At 63.7% G+C, this 17,982-nt stretch carries 14 protein-coding genes; 10 read left to right on the top strand and 4 right to left on the bottom strand.

The features are described from left to right. Nucleotides 1–20: 20 nt before the first annotated feature. From AC1VON_RS22050 to AC1VON_RS22035, 4 genes are read left to right on the top strand one after another with little or no spacing between them, the layout of a single operon-like run. Entirely contained in the window at nt 21–1,208 is a 1,188-nt protein-coding gene (locus AC1VON_RS22050) for an ABC transporter permease (protein ID WP_172350348.1), read from the top strand. A 1-nt stretch (nt 1,209) separates the two neighbouring features. After that, entirely contained in the window at nt 1,210–2,025 is an 816-nt protein-coding gene (locus AC1VON_RS22045) for an ABC transporter ATP-binding protein (protein WP_172350349.1), read from the top strand. A 14-nt stretch (nt 2,026–2,039) separates the two neighbouring features. Next, entirely contained in the window at nt 2,040–3,413 is a 1,374-nt protein-coding gene (locus tag AC1VON_RS22040) for an MlaD family protein (RefSeq protein ID WP_172350350.1), read from the top strand. 37 nt (nt 3,414–3,450) lie between these two features. Next, nucleotides 3,451–4,101 carry an ABC-type transport auxiliary lipoprotein family protein gene (locus AC1VON_RS22035; protein ID WP_483124831.1) on the top strand — a complete coding sequence of 217 codons (651 nt, stop codon included), beginning with the start codon at nt 3,451–3,453 and terminating at the stop codon, nt 4,099–4,101. A gap of 33 nt (nt 4,102–4,134) precedes the next feature. On the opposite strand, the gene AC1VON_RS22030 is transcribed toward AC1VON_RS22035, so the two are convergent. Beyond that, complete coding sequence (locus tag AC1VON_RS22030) at nt 4,135–4,749, bottom strand: 3'-5' exonuclease (protein ID WP_483124830.1); 615 nt, start codon at nt 4,747–4,749, stop codon at nt 4,135–4,137. 188 nt (nt 4,750–4,937) lie between these two features. After that, nucleotides 4,938–11,453 carry a kinesin gene (locus AC1VON_RS22025; RefSeq protein WP_483124829.1) on the bottom strand — a complete coding sequence of 2,172 codons (6,516 nt, stop codon included), beginning with the start codon at nt 11,451–11,453 and terminating at the stop codon, nt 4,938–4,940. A gap of 274 nt (nt 11,454–11,727) precedes the next feature. Here AC1VON_RS22025 and AC1VON_RS22020 point away from each other — a divergent pair, with 274 nt between their 5' ends. From AC1VON_RS22020 to AC1VON_RS22010, 3 genes are all read left to right on the top strand, one after another. Next, entirely contained in the window at nt 11,728–12,096 is a 369-nt protein-coding gene (locus AC1VON_RS22020; protein ID WP_140773357.1) for an Hpt domain-containing protein, read from the top strand. A gap of 101 nt (nt 12,097–12,197) precedes the next feature. Further along, nucleotides 12,198–12,518, top strand: a complete 321-nt coding sequence (locus AC1VON_RS22015; protein WP_137931040.1) for a 2Fe-2S iron-sulfur cluster-binding protein — start codon at nt 12,198–12,200, stop codon at nt 12,516–12,518. Between the two features lie 81 nt (nt 12,519–12,599). After that, a complete protein-coding gene (locus AC1VON_RS22010) occupies nt 12,600–13,637 on the top strand; it encodes an NAD(P)/FAD-dependent oxidoreductase (protein ID WP_483124828.1) in 1,038 nt (345 codons plus the stop codon). 102 nt (nt 13,638–13,739) lie between these two features. On the opposite strand, the gene AC1VON_RS22005 is transcribed toward AC1VON_RS22010, so the two are convergent. Both AC1VON_RS22005 and AC1VON_RS22000 read right to left on the bottom strand, forming a co-directional pair. After that, nucleotides 13,740–15,215, bottom strand: coding sequence for an MDR family MFS transporter (locus AC1VON_RS22005; RefSeq protein WP_483124827.1), 1,476 nt, complete (start codon nt 15,213–15,215; stop codon nt 13,740–13,742). Between the two features lie 210 nt (nt 15,216–15,425). After that, the gene (locus AC1VON_RS22000) at nt 15,426–16,049 is read right to left on the bottom strand and encodes a DUF922 domain-containing Zn-dependent protease (RefSeq protein WP_172350356.1); all 624 of its coding nucleotides are present in this window, start codon (nt 16,047–16,049) and stop codon (nt 15,426–15,428) included. Nucleotides 16,050–16,148: 99 nt separating this feature from the next. On the opposite strand from AC1VON_RS22000, the gene folP reads away from it, so the two are divergent. The 3 genes from folP (at nt 16,149) to folK (ending at nt 17,960) form a co-directional block, all read left to right on the top strand. Beyond that, the gene (gene folP, locus AC1VON_RS21995; protein WP_172350357.1) at nt 16,149–17,033 is read left to right on the top strand and encodes a dihydropteroate synthase; all 885 of its coding nucleotides are present in this window, start codon (nt 16,149–16,151) and stop codon (nt 17,031–17,033) included. A gap of 71 nt (nt 17,034–17,104) precedes the next feature. Beyond that, the gene (folB, locus tag AC1VON_RS21990; protein ID WP_056576709.1) at nt 17,105–17,464 is read left to right on the top strand and encodes a dihydroneopterin aldolase; all 360 of its coding nucleotides are present in this window, start codon (nt 17,105–17,107) and stop codon (nt 17,462–17,464) included. After that, nucleotides 17,448–17,960: a 2-amino-4-hydroxy-6-hydroxymethyldihydropteridine diphosphokinase gene (gene folK / locus AC1VON_RS21985; RefSeq protein WP_483124826.1), complete on the top strand. Its 513-nt coding sequence runs from the start codon at nt 17,448–17,450 to the stop codon at nt 17,958–17,960. Before folB ends, folK begins: the two co-directional genes overlap by 17 nt. Nucleotides 17,961–17,982 lie beyond the last annotated feature (22 nt).

The following is a 17,982-nucleotide window of genomic DNA, read 5'->3' as shown; positions in this document are numbered from 1 at the left end:
ATCAGGCTAAACAGGACGCCATGTTGACCATCGGCAAGCGCGACGCAAGCGGCACGACCGCGGGGGAGGCTGACCACGAACCGCGCGTGGCGATCGGCGAGGAGGACGGCGTTCTGGGTTGCGCCTTCTCCGGAATCTGGACGACACGCACCGTCGCATTGATCGACGACGATATGCGCAAGATCGAGAAACGAAGTGGTTTCAAGGTCTTGGCGCTCGATCTTTCTAACATCGAGAAGATGGATACCGCCGGCGCCTGGCTGATAGACAGGCTGGTCAGCGCTTTCGAGAAAAAGGGCGTCAAAATCCAGCTGCAAGGCCAAAGCGAGATCGCTTCGATACTGCTCGACGCTGTGGGCGAGGCGGTTCGGCGCGAATCCGAATCCGGTCCAGTGCGGCCGCCCAACATCATCATTCGCGCGCTGGAGGCGGTCGGCCGGCGCGTCTACGAGATGCGCGACGACTTCCTTGCCTCGATGAACATATTGGGTGCCACCATCCGCGGCGCGCAGATGAAGCTCGGCCGCGGCCATGCTGTCAATCCTGCGGCGATCTTCAATCAGATCGACCGCATGGGCGTCGGCGCCATTCCAGTGGTGGTGCTGATGTCGGCGATCGTCGGCGCCATCGTTGCTCAGCAAGGGGCCTATCAGCTCAGCTATTTCGGCGCCGACATTTTTGTCGTCGACCTCGTCGGCGTGCTGATCCTGCGCGAGCTCGGCGTGCTGATGACGGCGATCATGATCGCCGGCCGCTCCGGAAGTGCGATTACCGCCGAGATCGGCTCGATGAAGATGCGCGAGGAAGTCGACGCGCTGAAGGTGATCGGGCTCAACCCGATCGGCGTCCTGGTCTTCCCGCGGCTGGTGGCGCTGGTGATCGCCTTGCCGTGCCTGACCATCATCGCCAATTTCGCGGCGCTCGGCGGCGGCATTCTCGCGGCCTGGCTCTATTCAGATATCGCGCCTGCCGCCTTCATCGACCGACTGCGCGTCGCCATCGATCTCAGCACGATCTTCTCCGGCCTGATCAAGGCACCGTTCATGGCGATGATCATTGGCACGATCGCCTCGGTCGAAGGCATGAAGGTCGGCGGCAGCGCCGAATCGCTCGGACAGCACGTGACCGCCTCGGTGGTGAAATCGATTTTCGTCGTCATTATTCTCGACGGGCTTTTCGCCATCTTCTACGCAGCGATCGAGTTCTGAGATGAAGCTGCGGAGCAGGACAAAGGCGATCGCGGACGATACGGGCGAGGGCGATATCGTGCTTTCCGCGCACGACATCACCGTGGCCTTCGCCGACAAGGTGATCCTCGACAAATTGTCGCTCGACATCAGGCGCGGCGAGATTCTCGGTTTTGTCGGCGCTTCGGGTGCCGGCAAGTCGGTCCTGCTGCGCACCATTCTCGGCCTGACGCGCAAGCGGTCGGGCACGATCAAGCTGTTCGGCGTCGATGTCGAGAAGGCGAGCGACGCGGAACGCCTTCGCATCGACATGCGGCTTGGCGTACTGTTCCAGCATGGCGCGCTGTTTTCGGCGCTGACGGTACTGGAAAACGTCCAGGTGCCGATGCGCGAGTATCTCGACCTGCCGCGACAGCTGATGGACGAACTGGCAATGCTCAAGGTCGAGTTGGTCGGGCTGCCGCCGGACGCGGCGCAAAAATTCCCCTCCGAGCTCTCCGGCGGCATGATCAAACGGGCGGCGCTGGCGCGGGCGCTGGCGCTCGACCCCGACATCGTCTTCCTCGACGAGCCGACCTCCGGCCTCGATCCGATCAGCGCGGCGGAATTCGACGAACTGGTGGTCAAGCTGCGCGATACGATGGACCTGACCGTTTATATGGTCACACACGACCTCGACACGCTTTTCACCGCTTGCGACCGCGTGGCCGTGCTCGGCAACAAGAAAGTGCTGGTCGAAGGCACCATCGACGACATGCTGAAGAGCGAGGAGCCGTGGGTGAAATCCTATTTCCGCGGAAAACGCGCCCGGCAACTTGATCTTGCGGCGCGCGCATAGCCATAAGTGGAGCAATGGAAACCAGAGCCAACTACGTCATTGTCGGTATCTTCACGCTGGTCGCGATCCTGGCGGCGTTCGCCTTCGTGTACTGGACGGCGGCGATCGGCGACAAGGGCGAGACCACGTTGCTGCGCGTGCGCATTCCGGGCTCGGCTTCCGGGCTTGGCCGCGGCAGTTTCGTGTTGTTCAACGGCGTCAAGGTCGGTGACGTCAAGCGCGTCTATATCGACGTGGACAATCCGACTGTCGCCATCGCCGACACCGAGATCGACCGCTTGACGCCGATCACCAAGTCGACGCAGGCCGATATCGGCCTTGCGGGTCTTACCGGGCAGGCCAATATCGAACTCAAGGGCGCCGACCCCAAGGAAGTAAAACTCCTCGACCAGGCCGAAAAGGAAGGCAAGGTCGCCGAGATCGTCGCCAACCCCTCGGCGGTCACCAATCTCTTGCAGACCGCGCAGAACATCTTCAACCGCGCCGACAAGGTGCTGACCGAGCTTGAAGGCTTCACCAAGGATGTCCGCGGACCGCTGACCGACACCGTCAAGAACGTGCAGACCTTCTCCGATGCACTGGCCAAGAATTCCGACGGCATCGACAAGTTCCTGACCGCCGTCAGTGCGCTGTCGGATGAGCTGAAAGGCGTTTCCGGCAAGCTGGACGGCACGCTGAAGGCCGCCGAAGGGATTCTCAACGCTGTCGACAAGGACAAGATCAAGAGCATTGTTGCCAATGTCGACACGGTGACGGGGAATCTCAAGGAGACATCGCAGCAGCTCGACGGCGTGATCAAGAATGTCGACACCGCGGTCGGCTCCGTCAATGATTTCGCCAAGCAGACGCAAGGCACGCTGGCCAAGGTCAATGGCGTGCTCGACGGCATCGACCCGGCGCAGGTGCGCACCGCTCTCGCCAACATCCAGAAGGCGAGCGAAAGCGCCGATAAGGCCGCCGCCGACATCGCCGTCGTGACCAACAAGTTCGCCAACCGGGCCGACGACATCGACCAGACGATCAAGGATGCCAGGCAACTGGCGCAGCGGCTCAACGACGCCTCCGTGCGTGTCGACGGCATCCTCGCCAAGGTCGATACCTTGCTCGGGTCGGGGCAGGCCGATGGCGTGATGGCCGACGCCAGGGATACGCTGAAGTCGTTCAAGCAGGTTGCCGATACGCTGAATTCGCGGCTTGGCGTCATCACCGACAATCTGGCGCGCTTCTCGGGCCAGGGTCTGACCAACGTCGAGGCGCTGGTGCAGGACAGCCGCCGCTCGATCACCCGCATCGAGGAGGCGGTGACCGATCTCAGCCGAAACCCGCAGCGCATCCTTTCGGGTGGCGATGGCGAGGTGCGGCAGTTCGATGGCAGGGCGCGGCGTTGACTTCGGCCGCCGCACGCCCCAAGAACATGAGCTGCAGATGCGGGTTGATCTTACGATCCGGGGACAACGAGGATCGCGCGTGAAGTCTGTTTGGGTGAGAACGAGCGGGTTGACATCGGCTGCGGCGCTGCTTGCGCTATCGCTTGCCGGCTGCGCGGTACTGGGCGGCAAACCGGCGCCGCTGGACACATTCGAGCTTTCGGCGCCGCCCGTTGACGCCAATGGCCATAGCCGCAAGCAAATCCTGATCGCCCAGCCCTCGGCGCTCAAGGCGCTGGACAGCCAGAACATCGTCATCAAACCCTCGGACCGCTCGATCCAATATCTGAAGGGCGCGCAATGGGCCGACCGCCTGCCGCTGATCGTGCAGGCGCGGCTGGCCGAGACATTCCAGCGCTCGGGCAGCTTTGCCGGTGTCGGCAAGCCGGGCGAGGGCCTGGCGATCGATTATCAGGTCATCGTCGAGATCCGTTCGTTCGAGGTGCGCGTCGACGGTGGCGAGCACGCCGAAGTCGACCTGTTCGTACGCATCCTCAACGACCGCAACGGTGAGGTGCGCGCGTCCAAGAGCTTCACCGCAACCACACCGGTCTCGGGCAGCGGCAATTCCGCCTATGTCAGTGCGCTGGACGGTGCGTTTGGCGATGCCGCCAAGCAGATCGTCCGCTGGACCGATTCGGTGATCTGAGCGCCCGGCGCCGGATGCACCGACGCTTCCGGGCTAAAGGCGGTCGAAGACCTCCGGCCGCAGCTTTCCGGTCTTCATCAGGTGCTGCAAGGTGTAGGTTACTGACAGCGCATCGTCGAGCGCGTCGTGACCCTGTAACGGCGGGTGTTCGACACCAAAATAGTCCGCAAGCTTGTTGCTCGGCGTCCTCGCCAAATCCTCGATCGGCATCCCGGCCGCGATCAGCAACTTCACGGCATTGTCAAACCGGGTGGCCGGGATGGAAGGCTGAATGCCCGCGACATAGCAGCTGATGGCCATCATGTTCAGTTCGTCCTTGCCCCAGGACCAGAATCGCGCGCCACCGGAAAAACGATCGATGTCGGCAAGGGCTTCTCCCAGCGCGACCCCTTCGGTCTCGATGTTCTCCTCAGTGATGCCGGTCAGTTTGGTGAAGAACGGGTCGAGCGCGTATCTCCGGCCAAACCGGTCGATCGGTCTGATATAGGCCTTGTGTGAACCGAGCAGCGGAAAGCCGTCTTCAAGCCCAAGCCTGACAGCGCCGATCTGCGCGATGACCGGGTCGGGATCGTGGGCAGCACACCAGAATCTGCGCTGCGAACCCTCAAGGCAGAGAAACTCGCAGTCGAATATGATTGCCGTCTTCACGATCGGCCCCCTTTTTATCGAGGATCAGGGCAGCGGGTTAGCCCGTGGTCTTCGCGCCGTCGGGAAAGCGGACTTTGCGCCGCGAGCGTACCGAACGCATGCGTCGGCTCGCAGCTACGAGACGGTTTCAGCGACGGAGCTTTGAGGCAGTCACAGGCGGGGCGGGGCCCCGCCTGTTAAATTCCGGCTCAGTGCAAGCGGCCGCTGGCATGGGCCAGCATGGTATAGACCTTGCCGGTGTCCGACGTCAGGTAGGTCTGCGCCATGATGTTGTCGCGGTCGTTGCGTGAGACATCCTTCAGCAGTTTCTCGAAGTCGTCGCAGTAACGGTCGACGGCGGCGCGGAACTCGGCCTCTCCCTGATATTTGCGGCGGATCTCGTCGAACGTCTGCTGGCCCTTCAGTGTGTAGAGCCGGCGCGTGAACACGTCCCGCTCGCCGCGCCGATAGCGGTTCCACAGCTCGATCGAAGCGTCGTGGTCGATGGCCCGTGCAATATCGACAGAGAGCGAGTTCAGCGATTCCACCACATGCAGCGGCGAGCGCTGGGCAGGCGCCGCGCGCGGCGCTTCGGCGGGCGCCGAGGGTGGAGCCGCCGGCCTGAGATCCGCATCGTTCGACGCCGCGGTCAGGAGGTCACGCACCCAGCCGCCCTGTGGCGTGCGGGTGTTGGCGTCGGGACGCTGCTGACGCGGTGACGCCTCGGCCGGACGCTCGAGATCGAGCGTACCGCGCAATGCGGTGCCGCCCAGCGGCGCCTGAGGCGTGCGAAGCTCCGGCTGCGGTGTCGGCGCGCGACGCGGCGGCTCGGCGGCGCGGGTGACCGGCGCTTGCGGCGCCGGACGCAAGGTGCGCGGCTCCGAGGTGTCGCCGCCACGACCGGACTTCGCAACGATGTCCGAAAGCTCCTTCAAGGCGTTGATTTGCTCGGAAACGGCGCGGCGGATGGCGGAGGTCGATTCCTTCGCCTCTTCCGGCATCTCGATGACGCCTTTCTTGAGCTCGGCGCGGGTGAGGTCGAGTTCGCTCTTGATCGAGCCCGCGGTGCGCCGCATCTCCTCGGTCGCATCGGCGAAGCGCTTGGTGGCCGAATCCACGACATCGGTGATGGCGTTGCGGATCTTGTCGGCCGATTCCAGCGTCTTGCCTTCGGCGTTCTGCAGCGTCTGGCCGACGAGGTTTTCGAAGGAGCGCATGACCCTTTCGAGATCTTCCGATTTCTTGACCAGGCCGACGGCGAGATCCTCGAGCGACGACTGCCTTTCCAGCGTGTGCTCGAGGTTGCTCTGGGCAGAGCTCAAGAGGTCCGAGGCACTGGCCAGCAGACGGCTGTGTTCATCGAACTTGGTGGCGATCGAGGCCACTTCGCGCAAGGTCGAGGACGACAGTTCCGTCAGCCTTGTGGTGTTCGAATCGACCAGGCGCGCCGAGCTGGCGAAGGTCTGCGCCGCCTTTTCGGTGGTCGCCGCGAAGCTCTGTGTGCTGCCGGTCAGGCGTTCGTCGACCTGGCCGAGATTGACCGCGGCCTGCTCGATCAGCTGACCGAGCTGCGAGCTGGAGTTGGTCATGCGGCCGATGAGATCGGCAACGCTGTCGGACAGCGACGAGCGAGCGCCTTCGACCGCCGACAAGGTTTCGGCGGTGCGGCTGGCGAGCGCGTTGACAAGGGCGGCATTTTCGCTGCGCAGCTTCTCGGTCGCGCGTTCGGTGACCTCTTCCATGCTCTTCTGCAGTTCCGAGCCACCCTGGGCGAAGCGCTCAACCAACGGCCGGGCGGTTTCGTCGAGGATCCTCGACATTTCGGCCGAGCGGGCCGCGAGCATGGTGTTGAGTTCGCGGGTGTTGGCGCCGATCGTCTTGGCGGCGTCGTTGGTGCTCTGGCCGATATGCTGGCCAACAGCGGTGAAGGTTTCGGCGATCACATTGGCGCGTGAAACGAGTTGCGCCTCGGCGGTCGAAACCTGTTCGTTGAGCTTCTGGCCCATCGTCTCGGTGGTGTAGGCGAGCCGGTTCTCGACGCTCGCGATCTGTTCCTCGACACGGGCGGCCGCCGCCGCCGCGCTCGATGCAAGACGCTCGTCGGCGCCGGCAAGCGCCTGCTCGATTTCGCGGGCATGCACGGCCAGTTCCTGGCCGGTCTGGCGGGCACGGTCGGCGACCCTCTGCTCGGTGCTGGCGAAAGCACCGACGATGGTCTGCGCATGTTCGCCGATCGTCGACGAGCTGTCGGCGATGCGCGAGACCAGGCGCTGGTCTGCCTCGTCAAAGATGCGGCCGATTTCCGACGCACGGCTGGACAGGGCGTCCGAGCCTTCCGCGATGCGCGAAACCAGTTGCTGGTCGGCGGCATCGAAGATGCGACCGAGGTCCGAAGCGCGGGCGGCCAGCGCCTCGGCCGATTCGCCGATGCGCATGCCGAGCCGCTGGTCGGCGCTTTCGAAGTTGCGCAGGATGTCGCCGGCGCGGGCGGCCAGCGACTGTGCCGTCTCGACGGCGCGGGCAACCAGTTTCTGGTCGGCCGCGTCGAACGTGCCGGCGATCTCGCTTGCACGGGCCGCCAGATGATCCGCGGTCTCCTGAGCCCGGGCGGCCAACTGATCGGTGGTTGCTTGGGCGCGGGCGGCGAGCTTCTGGTCCGCCAGGTCGAAGGTGCCGGCGATCTCGCCGGCGCGAGCAGCCAACTGATCGGCGGTTTCATGGGCGCGCGCCAGCAGCGTGCTGGAGGTGTCGTCCGCGCGGGCAAGCAGCGCGTTCGAAGTATCTTCCGCACGGGCGTGGAGGCGACGATCGGCCTCCTCGAAGGTCCGGGCGATGTCTTCAGCCCGCGCCAAAAGGGCGGCTGACGTCTGTTCGGCGCGCTCGGCGATCTTGCGGTCGGCGTCACTGAAGGCCGCACCGGCCTGCTCATGCAGCGTGCTGGTGACTTCCAGGACCTTGTCGCGCAATGCGCCGGCGACGAAGACCGCGCTCTTCTCGAGCACGCTGCGAACGTTGTCGACGCCAGTCGAAAGCGCACGCTCCATGGTTCCGGCGCGTTCCTCGATAATGCCGGTCTGACGGCTGAACGCCTGCTCGATCTTGTCGACATCGGCGGCGATCGCGGCCGAAATGTCGGTGCTCCTGGCTGCGATCTGGTCGATATGACCCGACAGCGAGCGGTCGACGTCCTTACGGGTCTCGGCGAGCTTGCCGAGATCGTCTTCCAGGGCACGGCTCAACATGTCGCGGCCTTCGGCCAGCTTGCCGACATGGCCGGCGATGATGTTGTCGATCTCACCGCGGCTCTCGGTCAGCTTCTGCAGGTCGGCCTCCAGGACCCGTGAAAGCTGCCCGCGATCCTCCGCCAGCTTTTCCGACTGGCTGGATATGACACCCCTGATGGTGTTGAGGTCCGATTCCAGCGCGCGCTTGAGAATATCGCGGCCTTCGGCCAGCTTCTCGACCTGGCCGGCGACCAGACCATCGATGCTGGAGCGGCTTTCGGCCAGCTTGGCGAGATCAGCTTCAAGGGCACGCTTGAGAATGTCGCGGCCTTCGGCCAGCTTCTCTACTTGGCCGGCGACCAGGCCATCGATGCTGGAGCGGCTTTCGGCCAGCTTGGCAAGATCGTCCTCGAGAGCCTTCGACAGGGTCGAGCGCTCCTGGACAAGCCTGTCGGCGTGGCCCGCGACCAGGCCGCTGACGCTGTCGAGATCGGCCTCCAGCGCCTTCGACAGGGTCGAGCGCTCCTGGACCAGGCGCTCGGCATGGCTGTTGACGAGGCTGTTGACGCTTTCGAGGTCGACTTCCAGCGCCTTCGACAGGGTCGAGCGATCCTGGACAAGCCGCTCGGAATGGCTGTTGACGAGGCTGTTGACGCTTTCGAGATCTGCTTCGAGCGCCTTGGCGAACTGGGCGCGGTCGTCGACCAGTTTCTGCGACTGGTCGGCAACGGTGTTCTTGATCGTGTTGAGGTCGGCTTCCAGCGCGCGTTTGAGAATGTCACGGCCTTCGGCCAGCTTCTCCACCTGGCCGGCGACCAGACCATCGATGCTGGAGCGGCTGTCGGCCAGCTTGGCGAGGTCATCCTCGAGAGCCTTCGACAAGGTCGAACGATCCTGAACCAGCCTGTTCATATGATCGGCGATGACGCTGTTCACATTCTGCAGGTCGGCTTCCAGGACCCGCGAAAGCTGTCCGCGGTCCTCCGCCAGCTTTTCCGACTGGCTGGATATGACGCCCTTGATGGTGTTGAGGTCCGATTCCAGCGCGCGCTTGAGAATGTCGCGGCCCTCGGCCAGCTTCTCGACCTGGCCGGCGACCAGGCCGTCGATGCTGGAGCGGCTTTCGGCCAGCTTGGCAAGGTCGGCTTCGAGCGTCTGCGACAGCAGGTTGCGGTCGTTGGCAAGCCTTCCGGAATGATCGTCAAGCAGGCCCCTGATGCCCGAGAGGTCGTTTTCGAGCGAACGACCGAGCTGGGTGCGGTCTTCCACCAGCTTTGCCGAATGGGTCTCGATCAGGTTCTTGATGCCGATGATGTCGTTTTCCAGCGCCTTGGCGAGCACCGCACGGCCTTCGGCGATCTTCTCGACCTGGCCGGCGACCAGCCCGTCAATGCTGGCGCGGCTGTCGGACAGCTTGCCGAGATCCGCTTCCAGGGCGCGCGACAGGATGTTGCGGCCTTCGGCGAGTTTTCCGACATGTCCGGCGACCATTTCATCAATGATCGTGCGAGCTTGAACGAGTTTCCCAGAGTCTTCGTTGAGGGCCAGTGAAAGCCGGTTGCGGCCTTCTTCCAGCCTCTCGAGGTGGCTGCCGAGCGATGCATCGATGGCAGCGCGCGATTCGTTGACCTTGCGCAGGTCCTCTTCGAGGGCGCGTGCGATCAGGCTGCGGCCTTCGGCCAGCTTCTGCACCTGGTTGGTCACGGCGGCATCGATGCCGGCGCGGCCCTCGGCGAATTTCGCGAGATCCGCCTCCATGGCGGCTGCCATGCGTTCGCGGCTTTCGGAAAGCTTGCGGCTGTGGTTTTCGACGGCTTCCTCGATGCCGACGCGAGCGTCGGCTAGCCGCTGGATGTCGCTGTCGAAAGATCGCGAGACGACGTGACGCGCCGCTTCCATGCGCCCGGCGAAGTCGCTGGCCCGGGCCTCCAGCATGCTCGATGTCGAGGTGACGATGTCGGCCATGTCGGCGCCGATCTGGGTCTTGCCCTGATCGATCATCGCGGTCAGCGTATCCCTGCTCTCGGCGAAAGTGTGGGCGATTTCGCGGGCGCGCTCGACCAGCGTCTCGTTGATCTGGCGGGCTCGCGCCTCAAGCGCGGCGTTGAGCTTCTGCGTACCGGTGTCCAGCGCTTCGGCGCGGGTCTGGAACTCGCTGATCAGCGCCTGGCCGCGTTCGGCGAGCGTGCGCTCGATGCCGTTGAGGCTGGCTTCGAATTCCGAATTGAGGGTGCGCGCGGCGCCGCCAAGCAGCGACACCATGCCGGTGGTACGATCGTCGAGCAGATCGGTCAGCGACCGGGTCAGGCCGTCCGTCGTGTCCGTCAGCTTGGCAATGCGCGTGTCGAGCAGGCTGGCGAAGGCCTCGCCAGAGGTCGTAAGCCTGTCGGTGATGTTGTCGAGCCGGCCTTCCACCGAATCGAAAATCGACATCGAGCTTTCATTGATGCGGTCGATCAGCGTGTCGCCGGAATTGGTGATCGTCATCGACAGCTTGGTCGATGCGTTGAGGATCGAGTCGCGGATGATGTCGCTGGCGGCGCCGATTTCATCCCTGAGCGTCTCATGCGCGCCCGAAATCGAGGCGCGGACCCGCTCGGCATGGGTGACGACGGCCTCGCGCTCGCTGCCGAGCCCGTCGACCAGCGAACGGATGCGGGTTTCGTTTTCCGAATAGGAGCGCTCGATCTGGTTGACTTCGCTGTGGACCAGCGTTTCCAGTTCCACGGCGCGGGCAAGTGTGCGTTCGATGCCTTCGCCCATGGCCGCCACTTCGCGGCGAACAGCCTGGCCGATCATCATGACGCGATCCTGCGCCATGTTTTCCGGCTCGGTCAGGCGGAAGGCCACTTCCGTCATCGACTGTGCGGCGATGCGCATGTCCTGGGCGCGGCGAATCATGGCCGCGAAGGCCCAGAACAGGATGATCGGCACGATCGCCGCGACGGCGAGGCCAATCAGCTCGGGACGGGCAAAGAACTGGTCGAGCGTGCGGATCCGCCAGATGCCCGGTCCGAACAGCAGGTTGGCGAGCGCACCAGCGCCCGCGATCCATGCGAGCGACACAAACGCGATGATCCAGTAGACGGTGTTGGAAGCGCGCCTGTTGAGGCTGTGCAGGAGGGTCTTGTAATCTTTCTGACGATCGTCGTTGGCCGGCGCAAAGCCCGTGGGCTGCGTGCCATTGCCATTGCGTGTCTCCACGGGGCGCAGTTCAGCGGGCTTGGCCTTTGGCGCGGGCTTCGCGGCCTGATCGGTCACGGGGCCCTGATTGGCCACGGGCGCCTGATTGGCGGCGGGTGCCGGATTCTGGTTGCGTCCCTCGCGAGCCAGCTCGTCGGCGGCCTGGGATATCTGCGCTTCCAGATCTTCCATCGAAGCCGCGATATCGAGATCGCCGCTGCCGATGTCGCCGCTGAGGTCGAGATCGAGCGCTTTTTCCAGTTCCCTGGCCACGTCGCTGTCGAGAGTTCTCGTGTTCGTCGTTGGTTTCTTCGCCATGCCTTCGCTACCCTGTACTAGCTGCCGCGGGCTTATATAATTCTGTTTGTCTTACCCCCGCGCAGGAGGCTGAAAATGGACCCTCGTATCGTAATGACACAGGGGGGTAAAGAAAACATGCATTCCGCGGGATACGTAAAACTTTAAATATAAGGTTAACGGAAGCGTGATTTGGGCGCCGCTTTCGCAACATTTTTCCGGGCCATTCATTAACCCGTTGTCCATTGGATTCGCCTAGTTTTTCAGGCGGCCGAAGAAAACGGAGTTCGAGTTCATGCGTGGCGAAAGCGGCATTGCCTTCTCAATGCCCGGGGGCGACGTATCGGGAACCAGGCAGTCCCGACCGGTCGATTTGGCACACCTTGCCCGGCAGACGATGGGCGACCGCGCTCTCGAGCAGGAGGTGCTGGCGCTGTTTGTACAGCAGGCGCTGTCGGTGCGCGACAAAATAGTCGACGCCAATCTCAAGGACCGGCTTTTGCTGGCTCACGGGTTGAAGGGCTCGGCTCGCGGCGTCGGCGCCTTCGCCATCGCCGATTGCGCCACCGAGATCGAGCGGCGGCCGGAAGACAGCCAGACGCTCAAGCGGCTTGGCACGCTGATCGACGAAGTGCGCGATTTCATCGCCGCGATCAATCGCTGACCCCCGGTTTGTGGAAAAACGTCACCGAGCGCCGCTTTCGCGCGGCAGTTGACTTGTTTGCCGGAGTGATTATCTCGGCTGAAACTCCCTTCAGGTGACAAATGACCAAACTGACCTTCATCGCCCATGACGGCACACATTTTGACGTGGATGCCGAAAACGGCTCGACGGTGATGGAAAACGCCATCCGCAACGCCGTGCCGGGGATCGAGGCCGAGTGCGGCGGCGCCTGTGCCTGCGCCACCTGCCATGTCTATGTCGACGAGGCATGGACGGCGGAGGTCGGCGAGCCCGAGGCGATGGAGGAGGACATGCTTGACTTCGCCTACGACGTCCAGCCGAATTCGCGGCTGTCCTGCCAGATCAAGGTGCGCGACGCGCTCGACGGTCTGGTGGTGCGGGTGCCCGAGCGCCAGGGCTGAAAGCCGATTTTTCCAGCTGCCGCTTGGCAGCGGGTCGGCGGTCATGCAGTCTCACGCCAATCCAGCAGCGAGGCATAGCGCATGACCGGGATCATCAGCACAGACGTCCTCATTGTCGGAGCGGGGCCCGTGGGGCTGTTTGCCGTGTTCGAACTCGGCCTGTTCGACATGAAGTGCCACCTGATCGACATTCTCGACAGGCCAGGGGGCCAATGCGCGGAGCTTTATCCGGAAAAGCCGATCTACGACATCCCCGGTTGGCCTTCGATCTCGGCGCAAGGGCTGGTCGACAAGCTGCTCGAGCAGATCCACCCGTTCAAGCCTGACTTCACCTACAATCGCATGGTCTCCAGCCTGGAGAAGCTGGAGGATGGCAGCTTTCGCGTGACCACGGACGAGAACGAGGTGTTCGAGGCCAAGGTGGTGGTCATCGCCGCGGGCGGCGGCTCGTTCCAGCCGAAGCGTCCGCCGATCCCGGGCATCGAGCCCTATGAAGGCAAGAGCGTCTTCTATTCGGTGCGCCGGATGGAGGATTTTCGCGGCCACGACCTCGTCATTGTCGGCGGCGGCGACTCGGCGCTCGACTGGACGCTGAACCTGCAGGCTGTGGCGAAAAGCGTGACGCTGGTCCATCGGCGGCCTGAATTCCGCGCCGCGCCCGACAGCGTCAACAAGATGTACGCCATGGAGGAGATGAAGCAGCTGGAATTCAAGGTCGGCCAGGTGACCGGCCTCTCCGGCGCCGATGGCCAGCTGTCATCGGCCACCATCAAGGGCGGTCCGGACGGCGATATCGAAGTGCCATGCACACGCATGCTGCCCTTCTTCGGCTTGACCATGAAGCTTGGACCGATCGCGGAATGGGGGCTCAATCTCCACGAGAACCTGATTCCGGTCGACACCGAGAAGTTCCAGACATCGGTGCCCGGCATTTTCGCCGTCGGCGACATCAACTGGTATCCGGGCAAGCTGAAGCTGATCCTGTCGGGCTTCCATGAAGTGGCGCTAATGGCGCAGGCCGCCAAGCGCATCATCAGCCCCGGGGAACGCATCGTGTTCCAGTACACGACCTCGTCGACGAGCCTGCAGAAGAAGCTCGGCGTGGTGGACGCTTCCTAGGGCGTTTCACCGTTTCGCGGAAACGGGAAGACGCTCTATCTCTTTGATCTAATGCATTTCCCAAGGGGAACGCGATTCGCACTTTCCTGGAATTGCTCCAGTCTAGTCCGCCAGGACCGGAGTCTCGGGCCGGCCGCGCAGCGGCTTTTCCGGCATCAGGCTGAGCGTCAGAAGCGCCAGCATCAGCATAACCACGGCGGCGGCGAAGATCACCCAGAACGCCGAAGTCCCAGCCACGGCTCCGCCCGCCTGGGCGCCTTCGCCAGCCAGCGGCAGGCCGTTGCCCAGCGCGACGGCACCGAGGATCGCCACGCCGAGCGCGCTGCCCAGCGAGCGCAGGAACGTCATCACGCCGGTGGCGACGCCGAGATGCTTGGGGTCGACCGCGTTCTGGACCGACACCGTGGCGACCGGAAAGGTGGTGCCGCTGCCAATGCCGATGCATGTCGTCAGGATCTCGACGATCAACAGCGAGGCGTGCCCGGCCACAAGCGTGAGGATGGCGAGACACGCGGCGGCGAAGGCCAACCCAATCATGGCGATCCGCTTGTAGTGAACGAAGCGTGGAATGGTGCGCCCGCTGAATGTCGCGCCGGCAACCGTGCCCAGCATCAGCCCCAGCAGGGCGGTGCCGGATTCGCTCGCCGACAAGCCGATGACCGATTGCAGGTAGACCGGCAGATAGACCGACAGCCCGATATTGGAGGCCTGCAGGAGGAACAGCGAAAGCGTGCCCCCGAGAACGATTGGATTGGAGAGCACTTCGAGCGAGATCAGCGGCTCGGAAGCGCGCAACAGCCGCAGCGCGAACGCACACCAGATGATGGCCGAACTCGCCAGCAGCCCGAGGATTTCGCGCGACAGCCACGGATACTCGCTGCCGCCCCAATTCAAGGCCAGAAGTACTAAGGCGGTGGCCACGATCAAAAGCAGCGCGCCAAGACCGTCTATGCGATGCCGCTTTGCCGCGACTGGCAGCTTCCTCAGCGGCTTGTTGATGATGGCCATCGCGGCGATGCCGAGCGGGATGTTGATCCAGAAGATCAGCGACCAGTGCAGATGTTCGGCGAAGGTGCCGCCCAACAGTGGCCCAGCGATGCTGGCGACCGCCCAGGTGCCCGAAATCCAGGCCGCGTATCGTGCCCGCTCTCGCGGCGGCACAAGGTCTCCGATCACGGTCTGCGCCAGGGCGAACAGGCCGCCGCCGCCGGCGCCCTGGATGGCGCGCCCGACCACCAGCACGAACATGTTGGGAGCCATCGCGCTGACAAGCGATCCCAGGAGAAAGATCAGGATCGCGGCATACACCGTTGGCCGACGGCCATGGACGTCCGAGATCTTGCCGTAGAGCGGTGCCATGGCGGTCGCAGTCAGCAGGTAGCCGGTGACGATCCACGGCAGATACTGCGCATGGCCAAGCGCATGCCCGATGGTCGGCATGGCCGGCGCGACGATGGTCTGATCGAGCGCCGCCAGCAGCATCGACAAAAGCACGCCGCCGATGATGGCGTTCTTTTCGGCTTCGGTCAGTGGCGTGGCCGCAGCCGCGATGGTCTGCTTGTCGACAGCCTGGTCCATAGTCTTTTGTCCATGTGCTCGCGCGCTGTCCGGGTCACCGATTGGGCTTGTCTGGTGGGTGCGCCGTGCTTGAAGGGTTGTGCCCTGCCAACCCGTGATATGTCGTTCCGTATAGGCCGATTTCGACTGCCGTTCGAAAATTTTTCGAAGCTGGCACTACGCTTCGGCCCGGTTGGCTTGTGTCGGCGCCGCTCGGTGCGCCCACGAAATTCAGGCCGGCGGCAACTGGCCATTCTGGATGCGCTCGATGCGATAGCGCATGAGCCGCAGGATACGGCTTTCGAAATTGACGCTTTCGACGCGGTCGAACTGCACCTGGGCGCGATCGTGCCTGGCGAGGACGGCGGCGGTGATCTCAGCCGCCTTCGCCTTGGCCGCATCGCAATCCTTCTGCGGATAGGTAGCCTTCAGCGCGTCTTCCAACTCGCGGGCATGATTCTTGGCGATCTCGACATGGCGTTCTTCGTGGCGCTTGATGTCGGCAGACAGCGTATCCCAGAACAGCTTGACATCGGCATCCGCCTTGCGCGGGCGGCGCCATTCCGGAAGGATTACCTTGACCTTGAGGGTCACGACCGCGTCGGCGATCCGGCAGGAGCCAGCCTGCCGGGCGTAGCTGATACGAGTGGTGAAGGCCATCTGGGTGGCGCCGGGGTGGCGCGAGCCCGTGCTTTTGACCTGCGGCCCATGTTTGGAGAGCTGCTTCTCGATATCCTCGAGCGTGCTGCCGCCAATGGAAAAATAGCTGTATGTCTTCACCAGATTGGCCGCGCCCGCTGGGATGGCGGTCGTCACGGCAAGCAGCAGCGCGCAGAGCAGGGTTCGTTTCATCATATTGCCTCTTCGACCACCTTGCTTTACGGCCGTTGCCAACGCAACGGAATTGATCCTTTGCGGATCACACATCATTGATGAACCCATGGTTGATGAGCAATGACGGCGGGGCGATGGCAGCTGGCCCATGGACGCCATCTCGACCTTGGCCGCAAGGCCGTGGTTGTCGGGATCCTCAATGTCACCCCCGACAGCTTTTCCGACGGTGGCCTGTTTGATGTCCCCGAGGCGGCACTGGCCCAGGCGCGTCGCATGGTCGGCGAAGGGGCTCGGATCATCGATGTTGGTGGAGAATCGACCCGGCCGGGTGGTGCCGCAATATCGGCCAGCGAGGAACAGGCGCGTATCCTGCCGGTGATCGAGGCGCTGGCGCGTTCCGGCGAGGTGCTGATTTCGGTCGACACCTATCGTGCCGAGACCGCGCGGCTTGCGGTGGCTGCCGGCGCGCATGTCGTCAACGATGTCTGGGGTTTGCAGCGCGAGCCCGACATTGCGCGGGTCGCCGCCGAAACCGGCGCCGGGCTCATCATCATGCACACCGGTCGGGATCGCGAAAAACTGCCCGACGTGATCGCCGACCAATTCGCCTTCCTGGAGAAATCGCTGGAGATCGCCCGTCGGAACGGCGTTGCGGACGAGCGCATCGTGCTTGACCCCGGCTTCGGCTTCGCCAAGGAGACGGCTGAGGAAAATCTCGACCTGATGGCGCGTTTTGCCGAGCTTCATGCGCTTGGCTTTCCGTTGATGGCCGGCACCTCGCGAAAACGCTTCATCGGCACCGTCACCGGCCGCGATGCGGCCGACCGTGCCGCCGGGACGGCGGCGACCAGCGTCATTCTCAGGCTCAGGGGAGCGCATCTGTTTCGCGTCCATGATGTCGCAATCAACGTGGACGCGCTGGCCGTGGCGGATGCTATGCTGGCGCGTGAAACCGCTGCATCGGCCCGAAAATCGGAGTCGATTTTCGGAAAGCACGATGCGTAGATTCAAAAGTGTTAGAGCGTACTTTGTGCGTCCAAGTGGACGCACGTCGCTCTAGATCGGGACGCTGAGCCATGTATGTCATCCGCTTGAAGAACTGCGCCTTCTTTGCCCGGCATGGCGTGCTCGACGAGGAGGAGGCGCTCGGCCAGCGTTTCTATGTCGACGCGGTGCTGTCGGTCGAACCCGGCCGCGCGCTTGTCGACGATGCCATCGGGGAAACCGTCAACTATGGGATTGCCTTCACGGTGATCGAGAAGATCATCACCGGCGAGCGGCGCTTCCTGATCGAGGCCCTGGCAATGGAAGTGGCAAAGGCGCTGACGGAGCGGTTTCCCCAGATCAAGAGAGCCGAAATCACCGTGCGCAAGCCGAACGCGCCGGTGCCTGGTGTGCTCGATTATGTCGAGGTGACCGTTGTCTGGCCGGAGTAACACCGTCTATCTCAGCCTCGGCGGCAATCTGGGCGACCCGGCTGCCTCGATGGCAGCGGCGTTGCGTATTCTCGATGCCGATGCGGACACGCGCGTCGCCGCTGTCTCTTCGCTCTACCGCACGCCGCCCTGGGGCAAGCTCGATCAGCCGGATTTCCTCAACGCCGCCGCCGAACTGTCGACCCGACTCTCGCCGCGGGCGCTGCTCGATCTCTGCCTCGATGCCGAGCGAAAGCTGAAGCGGGTGCGTGAGGAGCGCTGGGGGCCGCGCCTGATCGATATCGACATTCTGGTGTTCGGCGACCGCATCATTCATGAGACCGGCCTGGAAGTGCCACATCCGCGCATGCTGGAGCGCGCCTTCGTGCTGGCGCCGCTGGCCGAGATCGCGCCGGATCTTGCCGTCGGCGGGCGAAGCGTGTCGGAGCGCTTGGGCGCCGTAGACGCCGCCGGCATCGAGAGATTGCCGTCCGGCCGTGACTGGTGGCTGCGCTGAGGCAATTCGAGGAAAGTGTGAG

Source organism: Mesorhizobium sp. HAY1-8B, assembly GCF_056868045.1.
Note: the sequence above shows the minus strand (reverse complement) of the source record. Positions and strands in the feature narration are given on the sequence as shown.